Origin of the sequence: Nocardioides piscis (assembly GCF_011300215.1) — a bacterium.
Classification (GTDB): Bacteria; Actinomycetota; Actinomycetes; order Propionibacteriales; family Nocardioidaceae; genus Nocardioides; species Nocardioides piscis.
In genome coordinates this window covers 3657096-3680742 of sequence record NZ_CP049866.1, presented here as the reverse complement: position 1 = coordinate 3680742, position 23647 = coordinate 3657096, and the positions used below count along the sequence as shown (strand labels likewise).

Annotated in this window: 23 protein-coding genes and 1 riboswitch; of the genes, 14 read left to right on the top strand and 9 right to left on the bottom strand. The window is 70.9% G+C overall.

The features are described from left to right. Positions 1-11 precede the first annotated feature (11 nt). From G7071_RS18100 to G7071_RS18090, 3 genes are all read right to left on the bottom strand, one after another. Positions 12-638, bottom strand: coding sequence for an alpha/beta hydrolase (locus tag G7071_RS18100; protein WP_206062845.1), 627 nt, complete (start codon positions 636-638; stop codon positions 12-14). A gap of 55 nt (positions 639-693) precedes the next feature. Then, complete coding sequence (locus G7071_RS18095; RefSeq protein WP_166320751.1) at positions 694-2241, bottom strand: DHA2 family efflux MFS transporter permease subunit; 1548 nt, start codon at positions 2239-2241, stop codon at positions 694-696. 104 nt (positions 2242-2345) lie between these two features. After that, on the bottom strand, positions 2346-2975 hold the full coding sequence (locus tag G7071_RS18090) for a TetR/AcrR family transcriptional regulator (protein ID WP_246210154.1): 630 nt from the start codon (positions 2973-2975) through the stop codon (positions 2346-2348). A gap of 120 nt (positions 2976-3095) precedes the next feature. Here G7071_RS18090 and ligA point away from each other — a divergent pair, with 120 nt between their 5' ends. Both ligA and G7071_RS18080 read left to right on the top strand, forming a co-directional pair. Further along, the gene (gene ligA, locus G7071_RS18085) at positions 3096-5222 is read left to right on the top strand and encodes an NAD-dependent DNA ligase LigA (RefSeq protein ID WP_166320750.1); all 2127 of its coding nucleotides are present in this window, start codon (positions 3096-3098) and stop codon (positions 5220-5222) included. 77 nt (positions 5223-5299) lie between these two features. Next, positions 5300-6556 (top strand): calcium-binding protein, encoded by a 1257-nt coding sequence (locus G7071_RS18080; protein WP_166320749.1) that lies wholly within the window; start codon positions 5300-5302, stop codon positions 6554-6556. A gap of 82 nt (positions 6557-6638) precedes the next feature. Here the strand turns inward: G7071_RS18080 and G7071_RS18075 are convergent, their stop codons facing one another. Continuing rightward, the gene (locus G7071_RS18075; RefSeq protein WP_166320748.1) at positions 6639-7172 is read right to left on the bottom strand and encodes a GNAT family N-acetyltransferase; all 534 of its coding nucleotides are present in this window, start codon (positions 7170-7172) and stop codon (positions 6639-6641) included. Between the two features lie 146 nt (positions 7173-7318). Here G7071_RS18075 and G7071_RS18070 point away from each other — a divergent pair, with 146 nt between their 5' ends. Beyond that, positions 7319-8596, top strand: coding sequence for an HNH endonuclease signature motif containing protein (locus G7071_RS18070; protein ID WP_166320747.1), 1278 nt, complete (start codon positions 7319-7321; stop codon positions 8594-8596). Positions 8597-8739: 143 nt separating this feature from the next. On the opposite strand, the gene G7071_RS18065 is transcribed toward G7071_RS18070, so the two are convergent. Continuing rightward, the gene (locus G7071_RS18065; protein WP_166320746.1) at positions 8740-9900 is read right to left on the bottom strand and encodes a hypothetical protein; all 1161 of its coding nucleotides are present in this window, start codon (positions 9898-9900) and stop codon (positions 8740-8742) included. Beyond that, complete coding sequence (locus tag G7071_RS18060; RefSeq protein ID WP_166320745.1) at positions 9893-10423, bottom strand: SigE family RNA polymerase sigma factor; 531 nt, start codon at positions 10421-10423, stop codon at positions 9893-9895. The genes G7071_RS18065 and G7071_RS18060 overlap by 8 nt, the downstream gene beginning before the upstream one ends. 77 nt (positions 10424-10500) lie before the next feature. Here G7071_RS18060 and gatC point away from each other — a divergent pair, with 77 nt between their 5' ends. From gatC to G7071_RS19505, 9 genes are all read left to right on the top strand, one after another. Further along, positions 10501-10800 carry an Asp-tRNA(Asn)/Glu-tRNA(Gln) amidotransferase subunit GatC gene (gene gatC, locus G7071_RS18055; protein ID WP_166320744.1) on the top strand — a complete coding sequence of 100 codons (300 nt, stop codon included), beginning with the start codon at positions 10501-10503 and terminating at the stop codon, positions 10798-10800. Continuing rightward, the gene (gene gatA, locus G7071_RS18050) at positions 10797-12323 is read left to right on the top strand and encodes an Asp-tRNA(Asn)/Glu-tRNA(Gln) amidotransferase subunit GatA (protein ID WP_166320743.1); all 1527 of its coding nucleotides are present in this window, start codon (positions 10797-10799) and stop codon (positions 12321-12323) included. Before gatC ends, gatA begins: the two co-directional genes overlap by 4 nt. Further along, complete coding sequence (gene gatB / locus G7071_RS18045) at positions 12320-13837, top strand: Asp-tRNA(Asn)/Glu-tRNA(Gln) amidotransferase subunit GatB (RefSeq protein ID WP_166320742.1); 1518 nt, start codon at positions 12320-12322, stop codon at positions 13835-13837. Before gatA ends, gatB begins: the two co-directional genes overlap by 4 nt. Before the next feature lie 20 nt (positions 13838-13857). Next, a riboswitch (cobalamin riboswitch) is annotated at positions 13858-13993 on the top strand. A gap of 78 nt (positions 13994-14071) precedes the next feature. Further along, on the top strand, positions 14072-15415 hold the full coding sequence (locus tag G7071_RS18040) for a terpene cyclase/mutase family protein (RefSeq protein ID WP_166320741.1): 1344 nt from the start codon (positions 14072-14074) through the stop codon (positions 15413-15415). A 10-nt stretch (positions 15416-15425) separates the two neighbouring features. Continuing rightward, positions 15426-16343 (top strand): hypothetical protein, encoded by a 918-nt coding sequence (locus G7071_RS18035; RefSeq protein WP_166320740.1) that lies wholly within the window; start codon positions 15426-15428, stop codon positions 16341-16343. Beyond that, positions 16340-17437 carry an energy-coupling factor transporter transmembrane component T gene (locus G7071_RS18030; protein WP_166320739.1) on the top strand — a complete coding sequence of 366 codons (1098 nt, stop codon included), beginning with the start codon at positions 16340-16342 and terminating at the stop codon, positions 17435-17437. Before G7071_RS18035 ends, G7071_RS18030 begins: the two co-directional genes overlap by 4 nt. Continuing rightward, the gene (locus G7071_RS18025; RefSeq protein WP_166320738.1) at positions 17434-19035 is read left to right on the top strand and encodes an ABC transporter ATP-binding protein; all 1602 of its coding nucleotides are present in this window, start codon (positions 17434-17436) and stop codon (positions 19033-19035) included. The genes G7071_RS18030 and G7071_RS18025 overlap by 4 nt, the downstream gene beginning before the upstream one ends. Further along, entirely contained in the window at positions 19032-19418 is a 387-nt protein-coding gene (locus G7071_RS19510; protein ID WP_246210151.1) for a hypothetical protein, read from the top strand. Before G7071_RS18025 ends, G7071_RS19510 begins: the two co-directional genes overlap by 4 nt. Then, on the top strand, positions 19382-19828 hold the full coding sequence (locus G7071_RS19505) for a hypothetical protein (RefSeq protein ID WP_246210147.1): 447 nt from the start codon (positions 19382-19384) through the stop codon (positions 19826-19828). The genes G7071_RS19510 and G7071_RS19505 overlap by 37 nt, the downstream gene beginning before the upstream one ends. On the opposite strand, the gene G7071_RS18015 is transcribed toward G7071_RS19505, so the two are convergent. From G7071_RS18015 to G7071_RS18010, 3 genes are read right to left on the bottom strand one after another with little or no spacing between them, the layout of a single operon-like run. Next, positions 19737-21107, bottom strand: a complete 1371-nt coding sequence (locus G7071_RS18015; RefSeq protein ID WP_246210146.1) for a PQQ-dependent sugar dehydrogenase — start codon at positions 21105-21107, stop codon at positions 19737-19739. The genes G7071_RS19505 and G7071_RS18015 overlap by 92 nt on opposite strands. A 23-nt stretch (positions 21108-21130) precedes the next feature. Next, a complete protein-coding gene (locus G7071_RS19500; protein ID WP_246210145.1) occupies positions 21131-21406 on the bottom strand; it encodes an EamA family transporter in 276 nt (91 codons plus the stop codon). Beyond that, complete coding sequence (locus G7071_RS18010) at positions 21382-21975, bottom strand: EamA family transporter (RefSeq protein WP_246210144.1); 594 nt, start codon at positions 21973-21975, stop codon at positions 21382-21384. Before G7071_RS18010 ends, G7071_RS19500 begins: the two co-directional genes overlap by 25 nt. A gap of 55 nt (positions 21976-22030) precedes the next feature. Between G7071_RS18010 and G7071_RS18005 the strand changes: the two genes are divergently transcribed. Both G7071_RS18005 and G7071_RS18000 read left to right on the top strand, forming a co-directional pair. Then, positions 22031-23140: a WD40/YVTN/BNR-like repeat-containing protein gene (locus G7071_RS18005; RefSeq protein ID WP_166320737.1), complete on the top strand. Its 1110-nt coding sequence runs from the start codon at positions 22031-22033 to the stop codon at positions 23138-23140. Positions 23141-23169: 29 nt separating this feature from the next. Beyond that, complete coding sequence (locus G7071_RS18000; protein ID WP_166320736.1) at positions 23170-23643, top strand: SRPBCC family protein; 474 nt, start codon at positions 23170-23172, stop codon at positions 23641-23643. Positions 23644-23647: the final 4 nt, after the last annotated feature.

The following is a 23647-nucleotide window of genomic DNA, read 5'->3' as shown; positions in this document are numbered from 1 at the left end:
CCCGGGGGAGCTCAGCCGACGCTGATGCCGAGCGCCTGCAGCGAGGAGTCGACGGCGACGCCGTTCCACCGACCTGCCTCGCCGAGGAGGTAGTGGCCCAGCCGGCCCATGTCGACCAGCTCCGCGCTGGTGGCGACGGTTCGGGCGCGCCGGACGTAGCGCTCGGTCTCGGTGAACGAGGTGATCCGGTCTGCCCGGCCGTGGGCGGCGACCAGTGAGCGCCCGGCCAGCGTGCGCACCGGGTCCTGGGCCGACCACCACGGCGCGAGCCCCACGACACCCACGACCGACGGGTCGTCGGCGACGTGTACGGCGACCCGCGCACCCATCGAGTGCCCGAGGACGACGACCGGCACACCGCCGTGGGCTGCCCGCAGCTCGTCCAGCGCCCAGCGTGCGTCCGCGGTCGCCCCGGCTCCGCCGTTCCACCCACGCTGGCGATAGCGGAGCAGCGACACCCCGACCCCTGCCCGGCCGAGGTCACCGGCGATGGAGCGGGCCATCCAGGCCGATCGCAGCCAGGACGCGCTCCGGCCACCGACCGGCTCCTGCGAGTGGGGCCGGCCGCCGTGGAGCATCAGGACGAGCGCGTCGGGGCTCGTCGGTCCGCCGTAGGAGCTCAGGGTCGGGGAGGGCACACTCATCCTTCGTCACGGTCGGGCTGGTGGATGGGTTGCACTCGGCATACGTCGATCAATGGACGCCGGCGCCTGTGGGGCCCTCGGGACCGTCGGTGGCGAGCTCCTCGTGCTTGACGTCGAGGAAGAGCCACACGATCGTCGAGGCGGCCAGCATCATCAGCGCGCCGGTGAAGAAGGCCATCGTCGCGCCGTCGGTGAACGCGCCGAGGCTCGCCAGCCCGGTCAGGGCTTCCTGGTCGAGCCCGGGCGCCGCGGCGGCGAGCGTCGGGGCGAGCTCGGCAGCGCGGTCCTGGGTGAAGTGCAAGGAGACGGTGCTGAGTGTCGCGAGGCCGACGGCGCCGCCGACCTGCTGCATCGTGTTGAGCACCCCGGACCCGATGCCGGTATCCTCGAGCCGCAGGTGGTGCACGGCGACGAGGGTGAGCGGCACGAAGTTGAGCCCCATCCCGAACGCCATCAGCACGATGAACGGCAGGAGCTGGGTCCAGTAGTCCACGCCTCCCCCGAGGGGGTTGGCCGGGCTGCTGCCCAGGATCGAGGCCGGGTCCTCCGGCACGGTGATGCGGCTGAAGCCGTAGAGGGCGGTCGCCGACAGCAGGGTGCCGATCCCGGAGAGGTAGCGCGGGTCGACGTGGCTGATCAGCTTGGAGGCGGCCGTGGCGGAGATGATCATCGCGATCGAGAACGGCAGGAACGCCACACCCGTCCGCATCGGGGTGTAGCCCACGACGTTCTGGATGAACAGCGAGAGGAAGAAGAACATCGCGAACATCGCAGCCGGGGTGATCATCATGACCGCGAAGGCCGCGGCCCGGTTCTTGTTGCGGAAGATCCGGAACGGCATGAGCGGGTGCTCGACGCGCGACTCGACGAGCAGGAAGACCCCGAGCAGGGCGACGCCCCCGAGGAGGCTGATGATCGTCGTGGTGTCGGTCCAGCCGTGCCTCGCGTCGCCTGCCCGGGAGAGGCCGTAGACGATGGCGAGCAGGCCGCCGGTGCCGGTGATCGCGCCCGGGATGTCGAGCCAGCCGGTGTGGCGCTCCGACTCGTCGAAGTAGCGCGGGGCCATGATGGCGGCCGCCAGCCCGATGGGCACCACGATCAGGAACGTGTAGCGCCAGCCCGCGATGCCGAGCGGGTAGTCGAGACCGGTCAGCCAGCCGCCGAGGAGCAGGCCGACCGCGGCCCCGACCCCGGCCATGGCGGCATAGACCGCGAAGGCGCGGTTGCGCTCCTTGCCGGCCGGGAACGTGGTGGTGATCAGCGCCAGCGCGGCGGGGGAGGCCATGGCGGCGCCCGTGCCCTGGAGGGCGCGCGCCGCGAGCAGCATGAACTCGTTCTGCGCGACGCCACCGATCAGCGAGGCGAGGGCGAAGACGAGGACGCCGATGATGAAGACGCGACGACGGCCGTAGAGGTCGGCCAGCCGGCCGCCGAGCAGCAGGAAGCCGCCGAAGGTCAGGGCATAGCCGGTCACGATCCAGGAGAGGTTGGCGTCGGCGATGTCGAGGTCGTTGCCGATGAAGGGGAGGGCGATGTTGGCGATGGTGGAGTCGAGCACCACCATCAGCTGCGCCAGCGAGATGAGCACGAGCGCCATGCGCAGCTTCTTGTGCTGCTCGGGGTCACCTCGTCGGTGGCCCGGGCGGTGTCGGTCATGAGGAGTCCTTGGGAGTGTGTGTCGAGCGATGAGTGGGGCGGGGGTCAGGAGGAGGCTGTCGGCAGATGCGGACAGCCCGTGGCCGGAAGGATGATCTGGTCGATCACCTGGGCGATCAGGTCGGGGGTCGCCTCCTCGCCGAGGAGGAACACGCGGTGCAGCACGATGCCCGGCAGGGCGGGGGCCAGGAGCTCGACGTCGACGCCCTCGGCGATCTCCCCGCGAGCCTTGGCGCGGTCGAAGATCGCCCGCGCCGCCGCGATCTTGGGCCCGATGAAGTCGCGCCGGTAGGTCTCCGCGAACTCCGCGTCGCGAGCCATCGCGGTGACCACGGCGGCGAGGACGGACAAGGTGCGCGCGTCGCGGAAGCCGCCCAGCTCGCAGTGCAGCGTGAAGAGGTCCTCGCGCAGGCTCCCGGTGTCCGGAAGTGCACCGGATGCCTTCTGTGAGCACACCGCGTCAACGACCAGCGCCTGCTTGCTCGACCAACGCCGATAGAGCGTGGCCTTGCTCGCCTTGGCCGCCGACGCCACTGCGTCCATGGTCAACCGGTCATAACCGACGTCCGCGAGGACATCGAGCGTGGCTTCGAGGATCTCGCGCTCGCGATCGCCCTCCACGCGCGGTCGGGCGCTCGGGGCCTCGGTGGGCGAGGTCATGATGGTTCCCTTCATGAAACGAAACTGTTTCGTTCCACCGAACCGTACGCCCCCGAGGGCGATGGAACAAGTCCGTTTCATGCATGACCTGCGGCCGCCACCGCGATCGTCGGTGGCGGCAGGCAAACTACCCCCATGAGCGACTCGGAGACCGCCGCTATCCAGCCCGCCCCGCCCGAGGCTCGCGACCGACACCAGGAGCTGAGCGAGCTGCTCGAGGACGCCCGCTGGCGCTACTACGTCCTCGACGACCCGACGATGTCCGACGCCGACTTCGACGCCGCCATGCGCGAGCTGGAAGGGCTGGAGGAGGTCCACCCGGAGCTGCGGACCCCGGACTCGCCGAGCCAGACGGTGGGCGGCGCCGTCTCCACCGAGTTCACGGCCGTCGACCACCTCCAGCCGATGGAGAGCCTCGACAACGCCTTCTCCTTCGACGAGCTCGCAGCGTGGCACACCCGGCTCGCGCGCGACGGCGTCGAGTCGGCCGACCTGCTGTGCGAGCTGAAGGTCGACGGGCTGGCCATCAACCTGCTCTACGAACAGGGCCGGTTGGTGCGCGCCCTCACGCGCGGTGACGGTCGGACCGGAGAAGACGTCACCCCCAACGTGAAGACGATCGAGTCCGTGCCCCATCGCCTCACCGCCACCGACGAGTTCGCGGTCCCCGAGCTGGTCGAGGTCCGGGGCGAGGTGTTCCTGCCCGCTGAGGCGTTCGAGCGGCTCAACGCAGCCATGGCCGACGCGGGCAAGCAGCTGTTCGCCAACCCGCGCAACGCCGCAGCAGGCTCCCTGCGCCAGAAGGACCCCAAGGTCACCGCCACCCGGGCCCTCGGCATGGTCTGCCACGGGCTCGGCGCGCGCCGAGGCTTCGAGCCGACCGCACAGTCCGCCTCCTACGCCGCGATGCACGCGTGGGGGCTGCCCGTCTCCGACCAGGTCAAGGTCGTTGCCACGTTGGCCGAGGTCCAGGCCTACATCGAGCACGTCGGCGACAACCGGCACACCATCGTGGGCTACGAGATCGACGGCGTGGTCGTCAAGGTCGACGACGTCAGCCTCCAGCGGCGCCTCGGCTCGACCAGCCGCGCCCCCCGGTGGGCGATCGCCTACAAGTACCCGCCCGAGGAGGTCAATGCCAAGCTCCTCGACATCGCGGTCAACGTCGGTCGCACGGGTCGTGTCACGCCGTACGGCGTCATGGAGCCCACGCTGGTCGCGGGCTCCACGGTGGAGAACGCCACCCTCCACAACGCCCACGAGGTCAAGCGCAAGGACGTCCGGCCCGGGGACACCGTCATCCTCCGCAAGGCCGGAGACGTCATCCCCGAGATCCTCGGTCCGGTGCTGGGGCTGCGACCCAAGGGTCTGCGCCCCTGGCGCATGCCGACCCGCTGCCCTGCCTGCAAGACCGCGCTGGTCCAGCAGAAGGAGGGCGACAAGGACCTCCGCTGCCCCAATCACGAGAAGTGCCCGGCCCAGGTGCGCGAGCGGGTCTTCCACGTCGCGGGTCGGGGCGCCTTCGACATCGAGGGCCTGGGCTACGAGGCGGCCGCCGCCCTGCTCGGGGCCGGTGCGATCAGCAACGAGGGCGACCTGTTCGGCCTCGACGAGGCGGCGCTGCTGACGGCGCCGTTGTTCACGCGCGCCCCCAAGCGTGGCGAGGACGGGCCTCAGCTGTCGGCCAACGGGCTGCGCCTGCTGGCCAACCTGCACGAGCGCAAGGAGCGGGTGCCGCTGTGGCGGGTCCTGGTGGCGCTGTCGATCCGGCACGTCGGTCCGACTGCGGCGCGCGCGCTGGCGACGCAGTTCGGCTCGATGACTGCGATCGTGGAGGCTGACGAGCAGAGGCTCGCCGACACCGACGGCGTCGGCCCGACGATCGCGGCGTCGGTGCGGACCTGGTTCGACGGGCCCGAGCAGGCCTGGCACCGAGAGATCGTCCGGAAGTGGCGCGAGGCCGGGGTGACGATGGAGGACCAGCGCGACGAGTCGGTCAGCCGCACCCTGGAAGGCCTGACCATCGTGGTCACGGGCTCGCTCGAGAACTACACCCGAGACTCGGTCAAGGAGGCGATCATCCTCCGCGGTGGCAAGGCCTCGGGCTCGGTGTCGAAGAAGACCGACTTCGTCGTCGTCGGCGACAACGCGGGCTCCAAGGCGGACAAGGCCGAGCAGCTCGGCCTGACGATCCTCGACGAGGCCGGCTTCGTCCGGCTGTTGGCGCAGGGGCCCGGTCCTGCGGGCGAACAGCCGTCCTGAACGCAACTTCCTGCCGCGCGGCCGTGTCTCATCCGGCAAGCCGGTAGAGGCCGGCTCTCATCATCTCGGAGGTAGTCGTGCGCCTGGTCCCCACCATCACAGCGGCTTTGGTCGTCACCCTGGCACCCGCATCGCCCCTCGTCGCCCCGGGCGCTTCCGCGGAGGCCGCGGCGAAGACCTGCGCCGGCGAACGCGCCACCATCGTCGGCAACGCGAGGAGCAACCGGATCACCGGCACGCCCAAGCGCGACGTGATCTGGGCCGGTGACGGCAACGACCGGATCGCCGGCCTCGGCGGTGACGACGTGATCTGCGGGGGTGAGGGGGCCGACCGGATCTCGGGCGGCCCCGACGACGACCGGATCTATGGCGAGCTCGACAGCTATCGAGCCGACCAGTTCGGCCGGCTGCGGCGCACCGGCGACACCATCGCGCCCGGCGCGGGCAACGACCATGTCGAGCCGGGCTACGACGCCCGCGCGGTCACGCCCGGGGTCCGGGTCGACCCCGACACGATCACCTATCGCGACGCCCCCGCCCCTGCGGTCGTCGACCTCCGCGGCGGACCGGCCACCGTCGGCGCCGACGGCGCGGACACGGTCGTGGTCGCGGCCGGCTCGCCGATCGGGTTCGTCGGCACGCCGTACGACGACGTCATCCGCGGCACCTACAAGGACGACCGGCTGCTCGGCATGGCCGGCAACGACCAGATCTTCGGACAGGACGGCGACGACCTCATCACCCCGGACGGCCACGAGAGCGCGGGCTCAGACTTCGTCGACGGGGGCTCGGGTGACGACTCGATCAACAGCCACGCTGGCTACGACACGCTGTTGGGCGGCCCCGGAACGGACGCGATCGTGTCGACGTCGATCAACCGGCTGGCCGTCAAGGGTGGCTCCGGGGCAGACGTCGTGACGGTCCCGGTGCCGGGGGAGACCGGCTTCAACGTGGTGGGCAACAGCGGCCAGGACAAGCTGCGGATGGTCGCCTACGCCAACCCGGCGATCGTCCCGACCGTGCGGCTCGACCAGCGCAACGGACGGACCGTGGTGACCAGGCTCCAGCCCACCGCCGTGACCGGGAAGTTCCAGAGCTTCATCGAGGTCTCCCTACCGGGCAACGCACGGACGATCTACAAGGGGACCAAGAAGGGCGAGGTGATCGACGCTCACCCCGACTTCGCGGCGGTGATCAAGGCCCGCGGCGGTGCCGACGTGCTCACCGGGTCCAACCTCAAGGACACGTTGATCGGTGGCAGGGGCTTCGACATCGGCCTCGGCAAGGACGGCAAGGACCGCTGCAAGCTGATCGAGCGGCGCAAGAGCTGCTGAGGTTCGGGGACAGGCTCGTCGGTCGTCCTCAACCGCCAGGCGCTTCCGGCTGGCTGGTGGGTCGGGGCGCGGGATTCTGCAGTCATTCCTCACCTTCTGCACGCGGACGCAGTTCCATCCACACGTCGTCCGGCCCACCCATCGTGTCGACTTCACGCCGGGTCTCGACGAAACCGGCGCGCTCGTAGAACGCTTGGGCCACCGCGTTGCCGTCCATGTAGGCCACCGTGATCAGGTCAGCGCAGTCGCGCGTGGCGTCGATGACGCTGCGCAGCAGGGCCCGACCCGTTCCCTCGGCCTGGCGCTCGGGGCGCACATACAGCTTCCACAGGTCCACGACTCGGTCCTCGACCCCGTACATCGCCATGCCGGTGATCTCGCCGCCATCTTCCGCGACCCAGACCCGCCCATCTGCAATCGCCGACATCGTGCCACTTTCGGTCCACCACGAGGCGAGCACCTGCTGCACGTACTCCTCGCCCACCAACGGCGTGTAGGTCGGTGGCCACGTGGCTCGTCCGACCGCCAACACGCCCGTGAGGTCGGCCGGCTGGGCAAGGCGAATCACGGTCATGCCGACATTGTGCTGCCCGCCTCTCGCCGGTAGGTACGGCATGCCCGGCACGGTGCCGACGCAACTCGCGCAGCCAACAGGGACACACCCAGTTGGACGAAAGGTTGGGTGCTGCCAGGGCAGTTGCGACATTGTCCACAGAGTCGATTGGGCCTTGATTCGAACATGCGTTCGGGAGATGATGGACCATGGCCACGGACACCGTCACTCCCGCCGCGATGATCGCGGAGATCCGCGAGGTGACCGCGGCGTTGCACTCGGCGCAGACGAGGATGTTCGCCATGGCCGCGGAGTGGGCCGACGCCCATCCAGAGCTGGACGCCACGAGGGCGACAGGCAGGTGCATCCACGGGTGCCCGACCGGCGGCCTGCCGGGAGAGGACTTCGGCGGCGGCTGCGCAGGAGGCTGCGTCGGCGACCTCGACGGCTTCGACGACGCATTCATCCCGCAGGTGAGGTGGGACGCGCCAGCGGCCTTCGGAGCCGCGATCGGTCGCTCCACCAACGCGGCGTCGTTCCTGATCCGCGACGCCCTCCTGGTGCGCCACCGACTTCCGCGTCTGTGGGCCAACGTGCTGGCTGGTCGGGTCGAGCCAACCAAGGCGCGGATGGTGGCGCGCTCGATCATCGGCCGGCCACGCGACGTGTCCGACTACGTCGACACCCACGTCGCCGACATCGCGCACAAGATCGGGATGGTGGCACTGGAGAAGAAGCTCGACGAGGCGATGCTGCGCCTGCACCCGGAGCAGCGCGAGGCAGACCAGCTCGAGGCCCTCGACCGTCGCTTTGTCCGGCTCGACGAGACCTCCATCAACCACACGGGGGTCGCCGACATGGCGATCCGTGGGGACTTCAAGGACCTGTTCGACTTCGACCGCAGCATCGCCCGGGTCGCCACCGCCCTGGCCGCCCAGGACGCAGCCCTCGGCCTGCCGCCCGAGTCCCTCGACGTACGCCGCTCGCGTGCCGTCGGCATCATCGCCGATCCCGCTGCCGCGCTGGCCCTGCTCAACGGAGGTGACGCCCCCGCGCCGAACAAGCGCGCCGAGCTGGTGCTGCACATCACCGACGCCAACCTGCTCGGGCTCGACCCTGTGGCCCGTGACGCCACCCGAGACAGAGCCGTGCTCGACCAGCTGGTCCGCGACTGGTGCGGCCGCACCGACACCCACCTGAGCGTACAGCCCGTCATCGACCTCGCGGGTCACGACGAGACCCCGGCACACCAGATCAAGGTCCGCACCCGGATCCGCACAGACCTGATCGCCGGCACGTGCGTCTTCCCGTGGTGCAACAAACCCGCCCGAGCCTGCGACCACGACCACGTCGTCGCGTTCAACCACACAGATCCCACCGCCGGCGGCGCATCGTGCGACTGCAACATCGCACCCCTGTGTCGCCACCACCACCAGCTCAAGACCCACGCCGGCTGGCGCTACACGCCGATCGAGACCGGGACCTAGCTCTGGTCCGACCCCCACGGCCAGCAGTTCCTGCGCGACCCCGAAGGCACCACCGACGTCACCCCGAGGGGACGACCCCCGACGAGCGGCTGCCGACACCAGGTCCGGCGCCAATAGGGCCGATCCGGTGTCATCCGTGTCGATCAGCTCTCGTACGTGCGCCCGCCGACCTTGAGGTTCCGGCCGACGTCAGGCCCGGTCTCGGACTCGCATGATCCGGTCGCGGGGTCGCACACCTGGACCTTCGCGCCCGAGACCAGGAGGGCGGATCCCGCCGAGGTCCATCCCCAGGAGTAGGGGTCTCCCTCCAGCGTCACCCTGTCCCCGGTGTCCACGTCGTAGACGTCGACGCCCGTGGGCTCGACGAAGTCACCCTTCGGGTCCGGGTCGGTCTCCGAGGTGAAGCGCAGGAACCGGCCGTCCGGCGAGAGGCTGCCGAAGCCGTACTCCCCGTCCTCCAGCGGCACCACCAAGGCGCTGGCGCCGGTGGCTGCGTCGACGACCGACACGACCATCTCGAGGCGGCCGTCCACGAGCTTCTCGCCGGAGGCGAGCGCCAATCCGCCTCGGACGTCGGGGATTCCACCGTCCAGCCCCTCCGTCGGTTGCTCCTCACCCGTGCGCCAGTCGAAGGCCACAGCCTCGTTCTCGAAGCCGGCATAGACGACGTCCCCGTCGAGGGCGAGGGGCGGCACGGACCAATAGCTCCTCGGCAGGTCCGGGAGGGGGACCGAGCCGACCTCGTCGCCGGTGAGCGCGTCGCGCACCACGGCCCGGAACCCGTTGCCTGACTTCTCGGCCAGCGCATAGACCGGCTCGTCGGGGTCGGTGGCGGGGCCGACTCCTTCGGGGATGGTGCCCAGGTCGGTGGTCGTGCCGTCCGTCGCGACCAGCGTGAGGGTCTCGGGCCCGGAGCCGCTGGAGGCACCGTCGTTGGGGTTGCTGCGGGTCAGGACCCCGACCGACGTGTAGTGCAGCGAGTGCAGGGTGTCCGGGATGGTGGCGCTGGCGCCGTCGACCACGACGGTCGAGTCGGCGCCGTACGCCACGACGCCGTGCGCGGGACCCTCGCCCGCAACCGAGTCGGTGGCCCTACCGTCGCGGTCGGGGGAGTCGGAGCCAGTGAGGGCCAGTGCGGCGCCGGTCCCGCCGGCGACGACGACTGCGGCGGCAGCGAGGAATGCGGTCGCTCGGCGCCGGCCGGAGGCGTGCCGGCCGCGGCGCAGGATGGCCGCGTGGTCGACGGGCGGGATGTCGAGGGCGGCTGCTTCCTCGTGGAGCAGGGCAGCGAGTCGTTCAGTCACGGTGGGCTCCCAGGGTCTCGGGGATCACGGCATCGCCCAGCAGCACGCGCAGCTTGGCGAAGGCCTGGAAGGTCTGGCTCTTGACCGTTCCGGTCGAGCAGCCGAGGACTTCGGCGGTCTCGGCGACCGAGAGGTCGTCGTAGTAGCGAAGGACGACGACGGCGCGCTGGCGCGGTGGCAGCTCGCGGAGGGCGTCGATGACGGCAGGCCGGGTGCTCGGGTCCGAGGCGTACGACGACTCGGGCAGCGAGGTGGTGGGCAGCTCGTTGCGCCACCCCTTCTTGCGGAACCACGACGAGGCGGTGTTGACGAGCGTGCGGCGGGCGTAGGCCGGAGCAGCGGCGCGGTCGTCGATGCGCGACCAGGCGGCATACGTCTTGACCAGTGCTGTCTGGGCGAGGTCCTCGGCGAGTCCGCGGTCACCCAGCAACAGATAGGCCGTGCGATAGAGCCCCGGCCAGCTGGCCTGCACGAACTCGGTGAAGTCACCGTCGTGCGTCGAGCCAGAGGGTGGTCGAGCCATCAGTCCTCCTTGGATGGATTGTCATCCCAACAGATGCCGCGTGTGGCGCTTCGGTTGGCCGCACCTAGGATCGGCCCATGCCAGAGATCTCCCGCGAGGAGGTGGCCCACCTGGCCACCCTCGCCCGCATCGACCTCGACGACGCCGAGCTCGACCACCTCGCTCCCCAGCTGAGCGTGATCCTCGAGTCCGTCGCCGCCATCAACGGGGTGGCCGGCGACGACGTCCCGCCGACCTCGCACCCGCTGCCCCTGACCAACGTGTTCCGCGACGACGTCGTGACGCCCGGCCTGACCGCCGAGCAGGCGCTGGCCGGTGCCCCGGCGGTCGACCAGCAGCGCTTCTCCGTCCCGCGGATCCTGGGGGACGAGCAGTGAGCGCCCCGACCGACTGGACCCGCAGCACCGCCGCCGAGCTGGCGCAGGCGCTGGCCGACGGCAGCGTGACCAGTGTCGAGCTCACCGAGCTCCACCTGGCGCGGATCGACGCCGTCGACGGCGCCGTCCACGCCTTCCTGCACGTGGACCGGGAGGGCGCGCTCGCCCAGGCGGCTGCCTCCGACGAGCGCCGCGCCGCCGGTGAGACCCTGAGCCCGCTCGACGGCGTCCCGATCGCGGTCAAGGACGTGCTCACCACCGAGGGGCTGCCCACGACGTGCGGCTCGAAGATCCTCGAGGGGTGGCTGCCGCCATACGACTCGACCGTGGTCTCGAAGCTCAAGGCGGCCGGCCTGCCGATCCTGGGCAAGACCAACATGGACGAGTTCGCGATGGGCTCCTCGACCGAGCACTCGGCCTACGGCCCCACCCACAACCCGTGGGACCTCGATCGGATCCCCGGCGGCTCCGGCGGTGGCTCGGCCGCGGCCGTGGCCGCGTTCGAGGCGCCACTGGCGATCGGCACCGACACCGGCGGCTCGATCCGTCAGCCGGGAGCGGTCACCGGCACGGTCGGGGTCAAGCCGACGTACGGCGGCATCTCCCGCTACGGCCTCGTGGCCCTCGCCAACAGTCTCGACCAGGCCGGTCCGGTCACCCGGACGGTCCTCGACTCCGCCCTGCTGCACGACATCATCGGCGGGCACGACCCCAAGGACTCCACGAGCATCGACCAGGAGTGGCCGTCGTTCACCGACGCCGCCCGCTCCGGTGCCGCCGGCGACATGACCGGCGTGAAGATCGGCGTGATCACCGAGCTCGCCGGCGATGGTTGGCAGCCGGGCGTGATGGCGCGGTTCACCGAGTCGGTCGACCTTCTGGTGAAGGCCGGCGCCGAGGTCGTGGAGGTCTCCTGCCCCAGCTTCGTGCACGCGCTCGCGGCCTACTACCTGATCCTGCCCGCCGAGGCGTCCTCCAACCTCGCGAAGTTCGACGCCATGCGTTATGGCCTGCGGGTCGTGCCCGACGGTGACCCGAGTGCCGAGGACGTCATGCGTGCCACCCGCGACGCGGGCTTCGGCGACGAGGTCAAGCGCCGGATCATCCTGGGCACCTATGCCCTGTCCAGCGGCTACTACGACGCCTACTACGGCCAGGCGCAGAAGGTGCGGACGCTGATCAGCCGCGACTTCGAGGCGGCCTTCGCCTCCGTCGACGTGCTCGTCTCGCCGACCGCTCCTACGACGGCTTTCAAGCTGGGGGAGAAGCTCGACGACCCGATCGCGATGTATCTCAACGACCTGGCCACGATCCCCGCCAACCTCGCGGGCGTGCCCGGCATCTCGGTGCCGAGCGGCCTGGCCGACGAGGACGGCCTGCCGGCCGGCTTCCAGATCCTGGCCCCCGCGCTCGAGGACGAGCGCCTCTATCGCGTCGGCGCGGCCCTCGAGGCCCTGCTCGCTCAGCAGTGGGGCGCGCCGCTGCTCGACCAGGCCCCCGCCCTCGAAGGAGCCCCTCGATGACCGCCAGCACCGACACCCTCCTGTCGTTCGAGGAGTCGCTGGAGAAGTTCGACCCGGCGATGGGCCTCGAGGTCCACGTCGAGCTCAACACCAACTCCAAGATGTTCTGCGGCTGCCCGACCGAGTTCGGCGCCGAGCCCAACACCCAGGTCTGCCCGACCTGCCTGGGGCTGCCCGGCGCGATGCCGGTCGTCAACCGCGTCGCTGTCGAGTCGGCGATGCGGATCGGTCTCGCCCTCAACTGCGAGATCGCCGAGTGGTGCCGATTCGCCCGCAAGAACTACTTCTATCCGGACATGCCGAAGAACTTCCAGACGTCGCAGTACGACGAGCCGATCGCCTTCGACGGCTGGATGGACGTCAACGTGCCGACCGAGGACGGCGGCATCGAGGTCGTCAGGGTCGAGATCGAGCGCGCCCACATGGAGGAGGACACCGGCAAGTCCCTGCACGTCGGTGGCTCCACCGGACGCATCCACGGCGCCGACTACTCGCTCGTCGACTACAACCGCGCAGGCATCCCCCTGATCGAGATCGTCACCCGCCCGATCATGGGCACGCGCGCCAACGCGCCCGCCGTGGCCAAGGCCTACGTCGCCCAGCTGCGTGAGCTGATCGTGGCGCTGGGTGTCTCCGACGCCCGGATGGACCAGGGCTCGATCCGCGCCGACGTCAACCTGTCCCTCGCCCCGGCCGGCAGCGGGGGCCTCGGGACCCGGACCGAGACCAAGAACGTCAACTCACTGCGCTCGGTCGAGCGCGCGGTGCGCTACGAGATGCAGCGGCACGCCGCGATCCTCGACGCCGGCGGCTCGATCCTCCAGGAGACGCGGCACTGGCACGAGGACACCGGCGTCACCACCAGTGGTCGCGTGAAGTCCGACGCCGACGACTACCGCTACTTCCCAGAGCCCGACCTCGTGCCCGTCGCACCGAGCCGTGAGTGGGTCGAGGAGCTCCGAGGCACCCTGCCGGAGAACCCGACCGAGAAGCGCTCGCGGCTCCAGGCCGAGTGGGGCTTCTCCGACCTGGAGATGCGCGACACGATCGGTGCCGGCGCGTTCGGGCTGGTCGAGCAGACGATCGAGGCAGGGGCGTCCCCGCAGGCGGCCCGCAAGTGGTGGCTCTCCGAGCTCGCCCGACGAGCCAACGACACCGACACCGACATCGCCGAGCTCGGTGTGACGCCGGCCGACGTCGTCGCCGTACAAGCCCTGATCGACAGCGGTTCGCTCAACGACAAGCTCGCCCGGCAGGTCTTCGAGGGGTTGTATGCCGGCGAGGGCACTCCTGCGGAGATCGTGGCCCAGCGCGGCTTGGCCATCGTCTCCGACGAGGGCGCGCTGAGCGAGGCCGTGGACGCCGCGATCGCGGCCAACCCTGACGTGGCCGACAAGATCCGCGACGGCAAGGTCGCAGCCGCCGGGGCGCTCATCGGAGCAGTGATGAAGCAGATGCGCGGCCAGGCCGATGCCGGGCGGGTGCGCGAGCTGATCCTGGAGAAGCTGTCCTGAAAGAGCATGGTGGAGAGCGGCGCTGTTAGTGTGCCCACGGAAACCAACATCTGCCTGCCACGGGGAAGCCGGTCCAATTCCGGCGCTGACCCGCAACCGTAGGCGTCCCGACCTAGTCGGGGCGCGAGCCGGACCGCCCGTGCAGGCACTGACAACCACGCTGCGAGGAAAACAGCGGGTGTCGCCGCCCGGCGCCTCCCGCTCGACAGCGGGAAGGACAGCATGACTCACGCAATGCGCCCCCACACCTGGCGCCGGGGTGCCGGCCTGGCGGCCACCGCTGCCCTGGCCCTCGCCACGCTCGCTCAGCCGGCCGCGGCCGAGCCGACCACGCCCGCCAAGACCGACGACACAGCCATCACCGTTGCCGGCTCGTGGCTCGAGGACGAGCTAATCGACGGTCTCATGGACGCCGGCGGCTACACCGACTTCGGCCTGACCCTCGACTCCGGCTTCGCGCTCGACCAGGCCGGTGAGAAGGGCGCAGTGGCGACGATCAACGCTGCGTTCCAGTCCGTGGTCAACGACTACATCTCCGGCGACGCCTTCGGCGACAAGGGCAGCACCTACGCCGGCGCGGTGGCCAAGGCCGCGACGTTCGCCCGCGTGACCGGGGCCAACCCGACCTCCTACGGCGGCGTCAACCTCGTGACCCGGCTGGAGGAGCGCGTCAGCTCGACCTCCCCGATCGTCGGACGTATCGAGGACAAGTCGTCGTACGGCGACTACGCCAACACCCTCGGCCAGTCGTTCGCCGTCCGTGCGCTCACCGAGGCCAAGTCGCAGCGCGCCGCTGACGCGCTCGGCTTCCTCCTCGCCCAGCAGTGCACGTCGGGCTTCTTCCGTGAGGGCTTCACCAAGGACAAGACCTCGGGCGCGCAGGGCTGCGCGGAGGGCCAGCCCGGCTCCGAGCCGAGCATCGATGCCACCGCGCTCGCGGTCGTCAACCTGCTCGAGGGTGACGCCAAGGGACCGGCCGTGAAGCCTGCCCTCGACAAGGCGACCGCGTGGCTCGCGAGCCAGCAGAAGAAGAACGGCTCCTTCGCCGGCAACTCCAACAGCACCGGACTGTCCGGCTGGGCCCTGGGCCTGGTCAAGGACAAGGACGCCGCCGCCAGGGCCGCGACCTGGGTCCGCAAGCAGCAGCCCGTCGACAGGAGCCGCTGCCGCAGCGCGCTGACCAAGGACATTGGCGCTATCGCCTATGACGCGAAGGCCGTCAAGGCTGCCCGAAACTCCGGGATCTCGGCCGGCGACGTGCGGGCACAGTGGCGTCGTGCCACCGCCCAGGGAATGGCCGTCCTGCAGTGGGCGTCTGCTTCCACCGATGAGCTCAGCGTCACCCTGAAGCGGTCGTCCGCCGAGGCCGGCGACAAGGTCCGCGTCAAGGTCTGGGGCCTCGATCCCGGCGAGCGCGCCTGCGTCTCCGTCAAGGGCGACGCGAAGCGGATCGTCGGCAAGGCCTCCACCAAGCCGGTCACGCGTAAGCTCACGATGCCCACCGGCAACAAGGTGCGCGTGGTGAAGGTCAAGACAGCCGCAGGGTCGGCCAAGGCCCGCATCGCGGTCAGCAACTGAGATCCCACCCGTGAGGAGAGCACCTCTCGTGCGTCTCGTCGCCGCGGCCGCCTCGGTGGCCGCGGCGACGTGCGCGCTCGGTCCGGTTGCGGAGCCGGCCGCCGCGGCCGCCTGCGGCTCGAGCACCGGCGTCACCGTGGTCGTCGACCCCGGTGCGCTGGGGGGTGCGCTCACCTCGGCGTGCGACGCGGGTTCGGGGCAGACGGCGTCCGACCGGTTCGCCGACGTCGGGGTCGTGCTCGACTACGTGCAACGCCAGCCCGGCTTCGTGTGCCGGGTTGACGGAGCCCCCGCGAGCGAGCCCTGCGTCAACACCCCGCCCGCCGACGCCTACTGGGCCCTGTGGTGGAGCGATGGGAAGAACGGTGCCTGGTCCTACGCCTCCATCGGCGCGACCGGCCTCCGGGTGCCTGAGGGCGGCGCCGTCGCCCTGGCCTGGCAGCAGGGGAGCGCCCGGCGCGTGCCGGCGACCGCGGCCCCGGCGCATGCGAGCCCCACTTCGTCACCGAGCACCACGGCCCCGAAGCCGACCCGAAGCCCCACGACCAGACCCACAGCCACGGCCACCCGCCCGGCGCCGGCAGTCACGGCATCGGACGTGCCCTCGGCGACGCCGAGCCCATCGGCTGCGAGTCCGTCGGCGCGCGACGGTGCGTCCGGAGTCGCGACGTCGGCACCACGCCCGCGCGTGAGCGGTAAGCCGAAGCCACCCCCGGCGAGGACCTCCGACGCCTCGCCCCGGGGCGGCGCCCCGAGCTCCACCGCATCGACCGAGGCGGCCCCCCGTGCTCAGGGTGCCGGCGCGGCCGAACCAGTGGCAGCCTCAGGCAGGGCTCCGACCTGGGTGACGTTGGGCGTCCTCGTCCTGCTCCTGGTCGCGATCGCCGCGATGGCATGGGCGGCGCGGCGCCGTACGCACGGCCGATGACTCCACGGCTGGCCCGCGACCTCCACCCGGTCGCGTGGTGGGTCTGGGCCGTCGGGCTCGCCACCGCGGCCACCCTCACCACCAACCCGCTGCTGCTCGTGCTGATCGTGGGGGTCGCCGCGACGGTGGTGATCGCACGGCGTTCCGACCATCCATGGGCGCGGTCGTTCCGGCTCTACCTGCTCCTCGGGGTGGCGATCGTGGTCATCCGAGTCCTGTTCCGGATCGTGTTCGGGGGAGACAGCCACGGTCGGGTGCTGCTCGTCCTGCCGACCGTCCCGCTGCCCGACTGGGTCGCCGGCATCCGCCTCCTCGGCCCGGTCACCCAGGAGGCGCTCCTGGCGGGGCTCTACGACGGTCTGCGGCTGGCCGCGATCGTGATCTGCATCGGTGCGGCCAACTCGCTGGCCAACCCCAAGCGGCTGTTGAAGTCGATGCCGCCCGCGTTGTACGAGATCGGCACGGCCCTGGTCGTCGCCGTCACCGTCTTCCCCCAGCTGGCCGACAGCGCCCGACGGGTGCGCGCGGCGCAGGCCCTGCGTGGCGACGCGAGCCGCCGGATCGGGCGGCTGCGCCGATTCCTCGTCCCCGTCCTCGAGGACGCCCTCGAGCGTTCGCTCGCGCTGGCGGCCGGCATGGACGCGCGGGGCTATGGCAGGGCGGGATCCGCCACCCTCGCCCAGCGCTGGACCACCGGCATCCTGCTCCTGACGGCGCTCTGCGGCCTGTGCGTCGGCATCTATGCCTTCCTCGACCACAGCGCTCCGCGCCTGCTGGCCGGGCCGATGCTCGGTCTGGGGACCCTGGTGGCGGTCGTCGGCCTCGTGAGCGCCGGGCGCCGTGTCGAGCGCTCGCGCTATCGCCCCGACCGCTGGCGCACCGCGGAGGTCGTCGTCGCAGCCTCCGGGATCGTCGTGGGCGCTCTCGTGTGGCGCCTGGCGGGCAGCGAGCCCTTCGTCGTCCATCCCTCGGTCTCGGCGATGCCCTACCTCAGCGTCCTGGCGCTCGGCGGGGCCCTGGTCGGGGCGCTGCCAGCCGTGGTCGCCCCGCCACCACGTCAGCCGTTGACGCCTCCGCTGGAGGTGGGTGCGTGATCGAGCTGCGCGACATCCACTTCACCTACGACGAGCGGCCGGTGCTGGGTGGCGTCGACCTGACGCTGGAGGAGGGCGAGCTCGTCCTCGTCTCCGGCCGCACCGGCGTCGGCAAGTCGACGCTGCTGGGAGTGCTCACCGGCCTGGTCCCCCGCTTCAGCGGCGGCACGCTGCGCGGCGACATCCTGCTCGACGGGGTCAGCGTGATCGACCAGCCGCCGCGAGAGCGCGCCCACGTGGTCGGCTACGTCGGTCAGGACCCGGTCGCCGGCTTCGTCACCGACACGGTGGAGGAGGAGCTCGCCTACGGGATGGAGCAGCTGGGACTGCCCGGCGACACGATGCGACGACGGGTCGAGGAGACGCTGGACCTGCTCGGGATCGCCGACCTGCGACACCGCGACCTCCGGGCGCTCTCGGGCGGGCAGCAGCAGCGCGTCGCGATCGGGTCCGTCATCACCACCCACCCGCGGCTGCTGGTGCTCGACGAGCCGACCTCGGCGCTGGACCCGAGCGCTGCTGAGGACGTGCTGGCGACGCTCACGCGCCTGGTCCACGACCTCGGGCTCACGGTGCTGCTTGCCGAGCACCGCCTCGAGCGGGTCGTGCCCTTCGCCGACCGGATGTGCCTGCTGGGGGGCGACGGCACGCTGCTCGTGGGCTCCACCCCGGACGTGCTGGCCGTCTCACCGGTGGTTCCCCCGATCATCGGGCTCGGCCGGGCCGCCGGCTGGTCACCGCTCCCGCTGAGCGTCCGCGACGCGCGCAGGGCTGCTCGCTCGCTCGACCTCGACGTCCCGACGACGCCGGTCCCCGAGGAGGGGGAGACCCTGCTCTCGGCGCGGGGCCTCACGGTCGCCCACGGCCGTGTCCCCGTCCTGGACGGAGTCGACCTCGAGCTCCGCAGCGGTCGCGTCACCGCGCTGATGGGCCGCAACGGGGCAGGCAAGTCGACGCTGATCTGGACCCTCCAGGGCACCCGGACCCGGCGTTCGGGATCGGTCTCGGTGACCGGCTCCGACCCTGCCCGCCTCGACGCCGCCGCGCGACGTGCCCTCGTGGGGCTCGTGCCCCAGACGGCGGCCGACCTGCTCTACCTCGAGTCGGTCGACGACGAGTGCGCTGCTGCCGACGCGGGCGCGGGATCGCCTGCGGGGACCTGTCGTGACCTGCTGGAGCGTCTCGTCCCCGGTGTGGAGGGGAAGACCCACCCGAGGGACCTGTCCGAGGGCCAGCGCCTGGCCCTGGTCCTGGCCATCGTGCTGACGGCACGACCGCGGGTGCTGCTCCTCGACGAACCCACTCGTGGCCTCGACTACCCGGCCAAGGCGGCGCTCGCCGCGATCGTGACCGACCTGGCGGCCCAGGGACATGCGGTGCTGATCGCGACCCACGACGTGGAGTTCGTGGCCGGCGTCGCAGACGACGTGGTGGTGCTCGCCGAGGGTGAGGTGGTCTCGGCCGGTCCGGTTCGCGAGGTGCTGGTCGCGTCCCCCTCCTATGCCCCCCAGGTCACCAAGATCCTGGGCCCGCCCTGGCTGCGGGTCGGCGAGGTCGAGGCGGCCCTGCGCCGCCATGCAGACGGGGCCGGGGCGTGACCACGTCGCCGCGGGCCCTCCCCATCCGCCCGCGCTCTGCGATCGTGCTGGCGATCGCCTCGGTGGCGGGGTTGATGATGCTGGGCTGGCCGCTGCTCCTCGACGTCCCCGAATCGGTCCGGATCGACCCGCCGTTCATTTTCTTGGCGCTGCTCCCGCTGGTCATCGTCCTGGTCCTCGCCGAGTTCAGCGAGGGTGGGATGGACGCCCGGGTGCTGGCCATCTTGGGCGTCCTGTCCGCGGTCAACGCGATCCTGCGCGGGTTGGGTGCCGGGACCGCCGGGGTCGAGCTCGTGTTCTTCCTGCTGATCCTCGCGGGGCGGGTCTTCGGGCAGGGTTCGGCTTCGTGCTCGGGTGTACGTCGCTGTTCGCCTCCGCGCTGATGACTGGTGGCGTCGGTCCATGGCTGCCGTTCCAGATGCTGGTGTCGGCCTGGATCGGGATGGGCGCCGGCTTCCTGCCCCGTCGTCTCGACGGTCGCTGGGAGATCCTCGCGCTCGTCACCTACGGGATCGCGGCGTCGTACGCCTTCGGGATCTTGATGAACCTCTCCAGCTGGCCCTTCGCGCTGGGCATCGCGGTCCCCGGCCACGAGGGTTCGCTGTCCTATGTCGCCGGGGCGCCGTTGCTGGAGAACCTGCACCGCTTCGGCGTCTACACCCTGCTGACCTCCACCGGGAGCTGGGACACCGGGCGCGCGATCACCACGTCGGTGGCGCTGGTCGTCCTCGGGCCGGCGATCCTGACCACCCTGCGGCGGGCGTCCCGACGGTCGGTGATCGAGGTTTCGTGACAGGCCTTCGGCCTTCCTCAACCTCCGCCGGCGTGACGGGCCTTCGGCCCTCCTCAACCTCCGCTGGCGTGACGGGCCTTCGGCCTTCCTCAACCTCCGCTGGCGTGACGGGCCTTCGGCCTTCCTCAACTCCGCCCGGTGGAGACGAGCAGGATGCGGTCGTCGTCCTCGGAGGGCGTGCCCCGGCCGTCCCGGTTGGACGTGGCCACCCACAGGTCGCCGGCCGGGTGGCGACGACGGTGCGGATCCGTCCGTAGTCGCCCGCGAACAGGCTGACCGGCCTGCCCGGTCGGTCGCCGCTCAGCGGGACCTGCCACAAGCGCTCACCGCGCAGCGCGGCCATCCACAGCGAACCGTCGGCGAACGCCAGACCCGACGGTGAGGCATCGTCGGTCGACCAGGTGACGAGCGGGTCGACGAACTCCGGCCCGCCGCCGGTCCCCTCGACCTCGGGCCAGCCGTGGTTGCCGCCCTTCTCGACCTGGTTGAGCTCGTCGAACGTGCTGCTGCCGAACTCGCTGGCCCACAGCCGGTCGGCGTCGTCGAAGGCCAGGCCCTGGACGTTGCGATGTCCCAGCGACCAGACGGGGGAGTCCGCCTCGGGGTTGCCGGGCGCCGGGTCTCCGTCGCTGGTGATGCGCAGGATCTTGCCGGCCAGGCTCTCGGGGTCCTGGGCCAGCCCCGGGTCGCCCGTCTCCCCGGTGGAGACGTAGAGGAAGCCGTCGGGACCGAACTCGATCCGGCCTCCGTCGTGGATCTGCCCCTTCGGGATCCCGGTGAGGATAGGCGTGGGGTCTGCGAGCCGGTCGCCCGTCAGGGTGGCGCGGAAGACGGTGTTGTCCACGTCGGTGGTGGCGTAGAAGAACACGGTGCTGTCCGTGGCGAACTCGGGAGAGACAGCGACGCCGAGCAGGCCTGCCTCGACCTCGGGCTGAGCCTCGACGATCTCGCCGAGCTCGCTCACCTCCGCCCTCGCGTCTTCCCCCGGCGTCAGCCGGAGCACTCGCCGCGAGTCGCGTTCGGTCACGATCGCCGACCCGTCAGGCAGGAAGGCGATGCCCCACGGGACGGCCAAGCCGGTCGCGACGGTGCCGACGACCTCCGGACTCCCCGGCTCGGTCGACGGGCTCGAGGGCTCCGCAGACGGGGCCTCGGTCGGCCGCGACGTACTCACGCTTGGACCTGAGTCCTGGGGCGACTCAGCTCCGAGTGAGCAGGCAGTGAGGACCACGAGCAGGGCGACGACGCCCAGGCCGCCGGCGCGGGGAGGGGTGAGCATGTGACGATCCTGCCTGATCGGCCTCAGTCCGGCGCGGGCTCGCGCAGCACGGGGTGGGCCCGGGTCGCACCGACGCTGGCGATGATCACGCAGCCCATCGCCAGCCACTGGAGCGGGGTGAGCAGCTCGCCGAGCACCACTGCGGCCGCCAGCGCTGCCGCGGCCGGCTCGAGGCTCATCAAGATCCCGAAGACGTTGGGCGCCAGAGATCGAAGGGCCACCAGTTCCGCGCTGTAGGGGATGACCGAGCTGAGCAACCCCACCAGTGCGCCGATCACCAGCACGCGGGGGTCCAGCAAGCCCGTACCCCCGAGACGGCGGCTGGTGCCGTGAACAGCAGCGTCGCGATCGCGCTCGCGATGGCCAGGCCGTCGAGCCCGGGCCAGCGGCGACCGGTTCGGGCGCTGAGCAGGATGTATGCCGCCCACGCAGCCCCCGCCACGACGGCGAACGCCACCCCGGCTGGGTCGAGGGCTGTGCGCTCGAGTCCCAGGAGCGCGACCCCGGCAGCTGCCAGCGCGACCCAGGCCAGGTCACGACGACGGCGAAATCCCACCGCGGCGAGCGTGAGCGGACCGATGAACTCGATCGTGACCGCGATGCCCAGGGGGATCCGGGCAAAGGATTGATAGATCGCCCAGTTCATCAACCCCAGGCTGAGGGCGAAGGCGACCACAACCAGCCAGTCGCCGCGACTGCGCGCGCGCACCGTCGGTCGGGCGACGGCGAGCAGGACGAGGGCACTGGTGGCAAGACGGAGGAAGACCATCGAGGTGGGGGAGATGGTGCCGAAGAGGTCCTTGGCGATGGCGGCGCCGGCCTGGACGGAGATGATGCCGACCAGCACCAGCCAGACGGCTCGGCTCATGCACCGACCCTAGAACTCCTTGTCGTGCCGGCGCGCACGGGTGTTGCATGAGTCCATGACGCAGACGTTGTTGATGGTCGGAACGCGCAAGGGCTTGTGGATCGGGACGTCGGACCAGGCGCGGACCTCGTGGCAATGGACCGGCCCCCACTTCCCGATGGAAGAGGTCTATTCGGTCATGATCGACCGGCGTGGGTCGTCACCGCGGCTCCTGGCCGGGTGCTCGTCGAGCTGGTTCGGCCCGCAGGTGCGTCGCAGCGACGACCTGGGTGCCACCTGGCAGGAGACACCGAACGGTGCGATCCGTTTCCCCGAGGACGCCCAGCTGCCGGACGGATCTCCCGCGACCCTGGCCAGGATCTGGCAGCTGACCCCAGGGGTCGAGGAGGACGTCGTCTGGGCAGGCACCGAGCCGGGAGCTGTGTTCCGCTCGGAGGACCGAGGCGAGAGCTTCACGCTCGTGCGCGGCCTGTGGGACCACCCCCACCGCGCGGAATGGGACGCCGGCTTCGGGGGGCAGGCGTTCCACACGATCCTGCCCCACCCCGACGACCCCGCCGCAGTGCTGGCTGCGCTCTCCACGGGTGGTGTCTACCGGACAAACGACGGCGGCACCTCCTGGGCGCCCGCGAACCACGGGATCAAGGCCGAGTTCTATCCCGGGGAGCGCAACTTCCCCGAGTTCGGGCAGTGCGTCCACAAGGTCGCCCGCGACCCCGAGGATCCCGACCGCCTCTTCCTGCAGAACCACGGCGGGGTCTACCGGTCCGACGACGGTGGTGACACCTGGCAGGACATCGCACCCGGCCTGCCCTCGGAGTTCGGCTTCGCCATGGTGACGCATCCCCACCGCGCCAACACCGCCTACACGTTCCCGATCGCCGACGCGGGCGCGCGCTGGCCGGTCGACGGCCGGGCCCGGGTGTGCCGTACCACCGACGGCGGTAGGACCTGGGAGCCCCTCGGCGACGGCGCTCTGCCCGACAGCTTCTTCGCCGCCGTCATGCGCGATGGGATGTGCGTCGACGACCACGAGGAAGCGGGCATCTACTTCGGGAGCCGGAACGGCGCCGTGTGGTCATCACCGGACGCAGGAGCCACGTGGGCGGAGATCCAGAGGAACCTGCCCGACGTGATGGTGGTGCGCGCCGCGAGCCTCTCCTGAACCGGTCCAACCGCAGACAGGATCCACCCATGCCCGACTTCGCCACCACCCGTAGCGCACACATCGACGCGCCGCCAGCGACCGTGCACGCCTTGGTGAACGACTTCCGCCAGTGGCCCAGGTGGTCACCATGGGAGGGGATCGACCCTCAGCTTCAACGCACCTATTCCGGAGCCGCCACAGGCGCGGGATCGCGCTACGCCTGGGCGGGCAACGCCAAGGCTGGAGCCGGCACCATGGAGATCCTGCGCTCAGAACCATCCCGGGTGGAGATCGCACTTGAGTTCATCAAGCCCTTCAAGGCGGCCAACATCACGACCTTTGCATTCGCGCCCGCAGCCGGCGGCACCGACGTCACCTGGACCATGACGGGGCAGCGCGGCGTCGTGATGGGGTTGATGGGCAAGCTGTACTTCGACAGGGCGATCGGCAAGGACTTCGAGAGGGGTCTCGGCTCGCTCAGGTCGGCGGCCGAGTCTGAGTCGCCCACCGGTTCTGGCTGACATC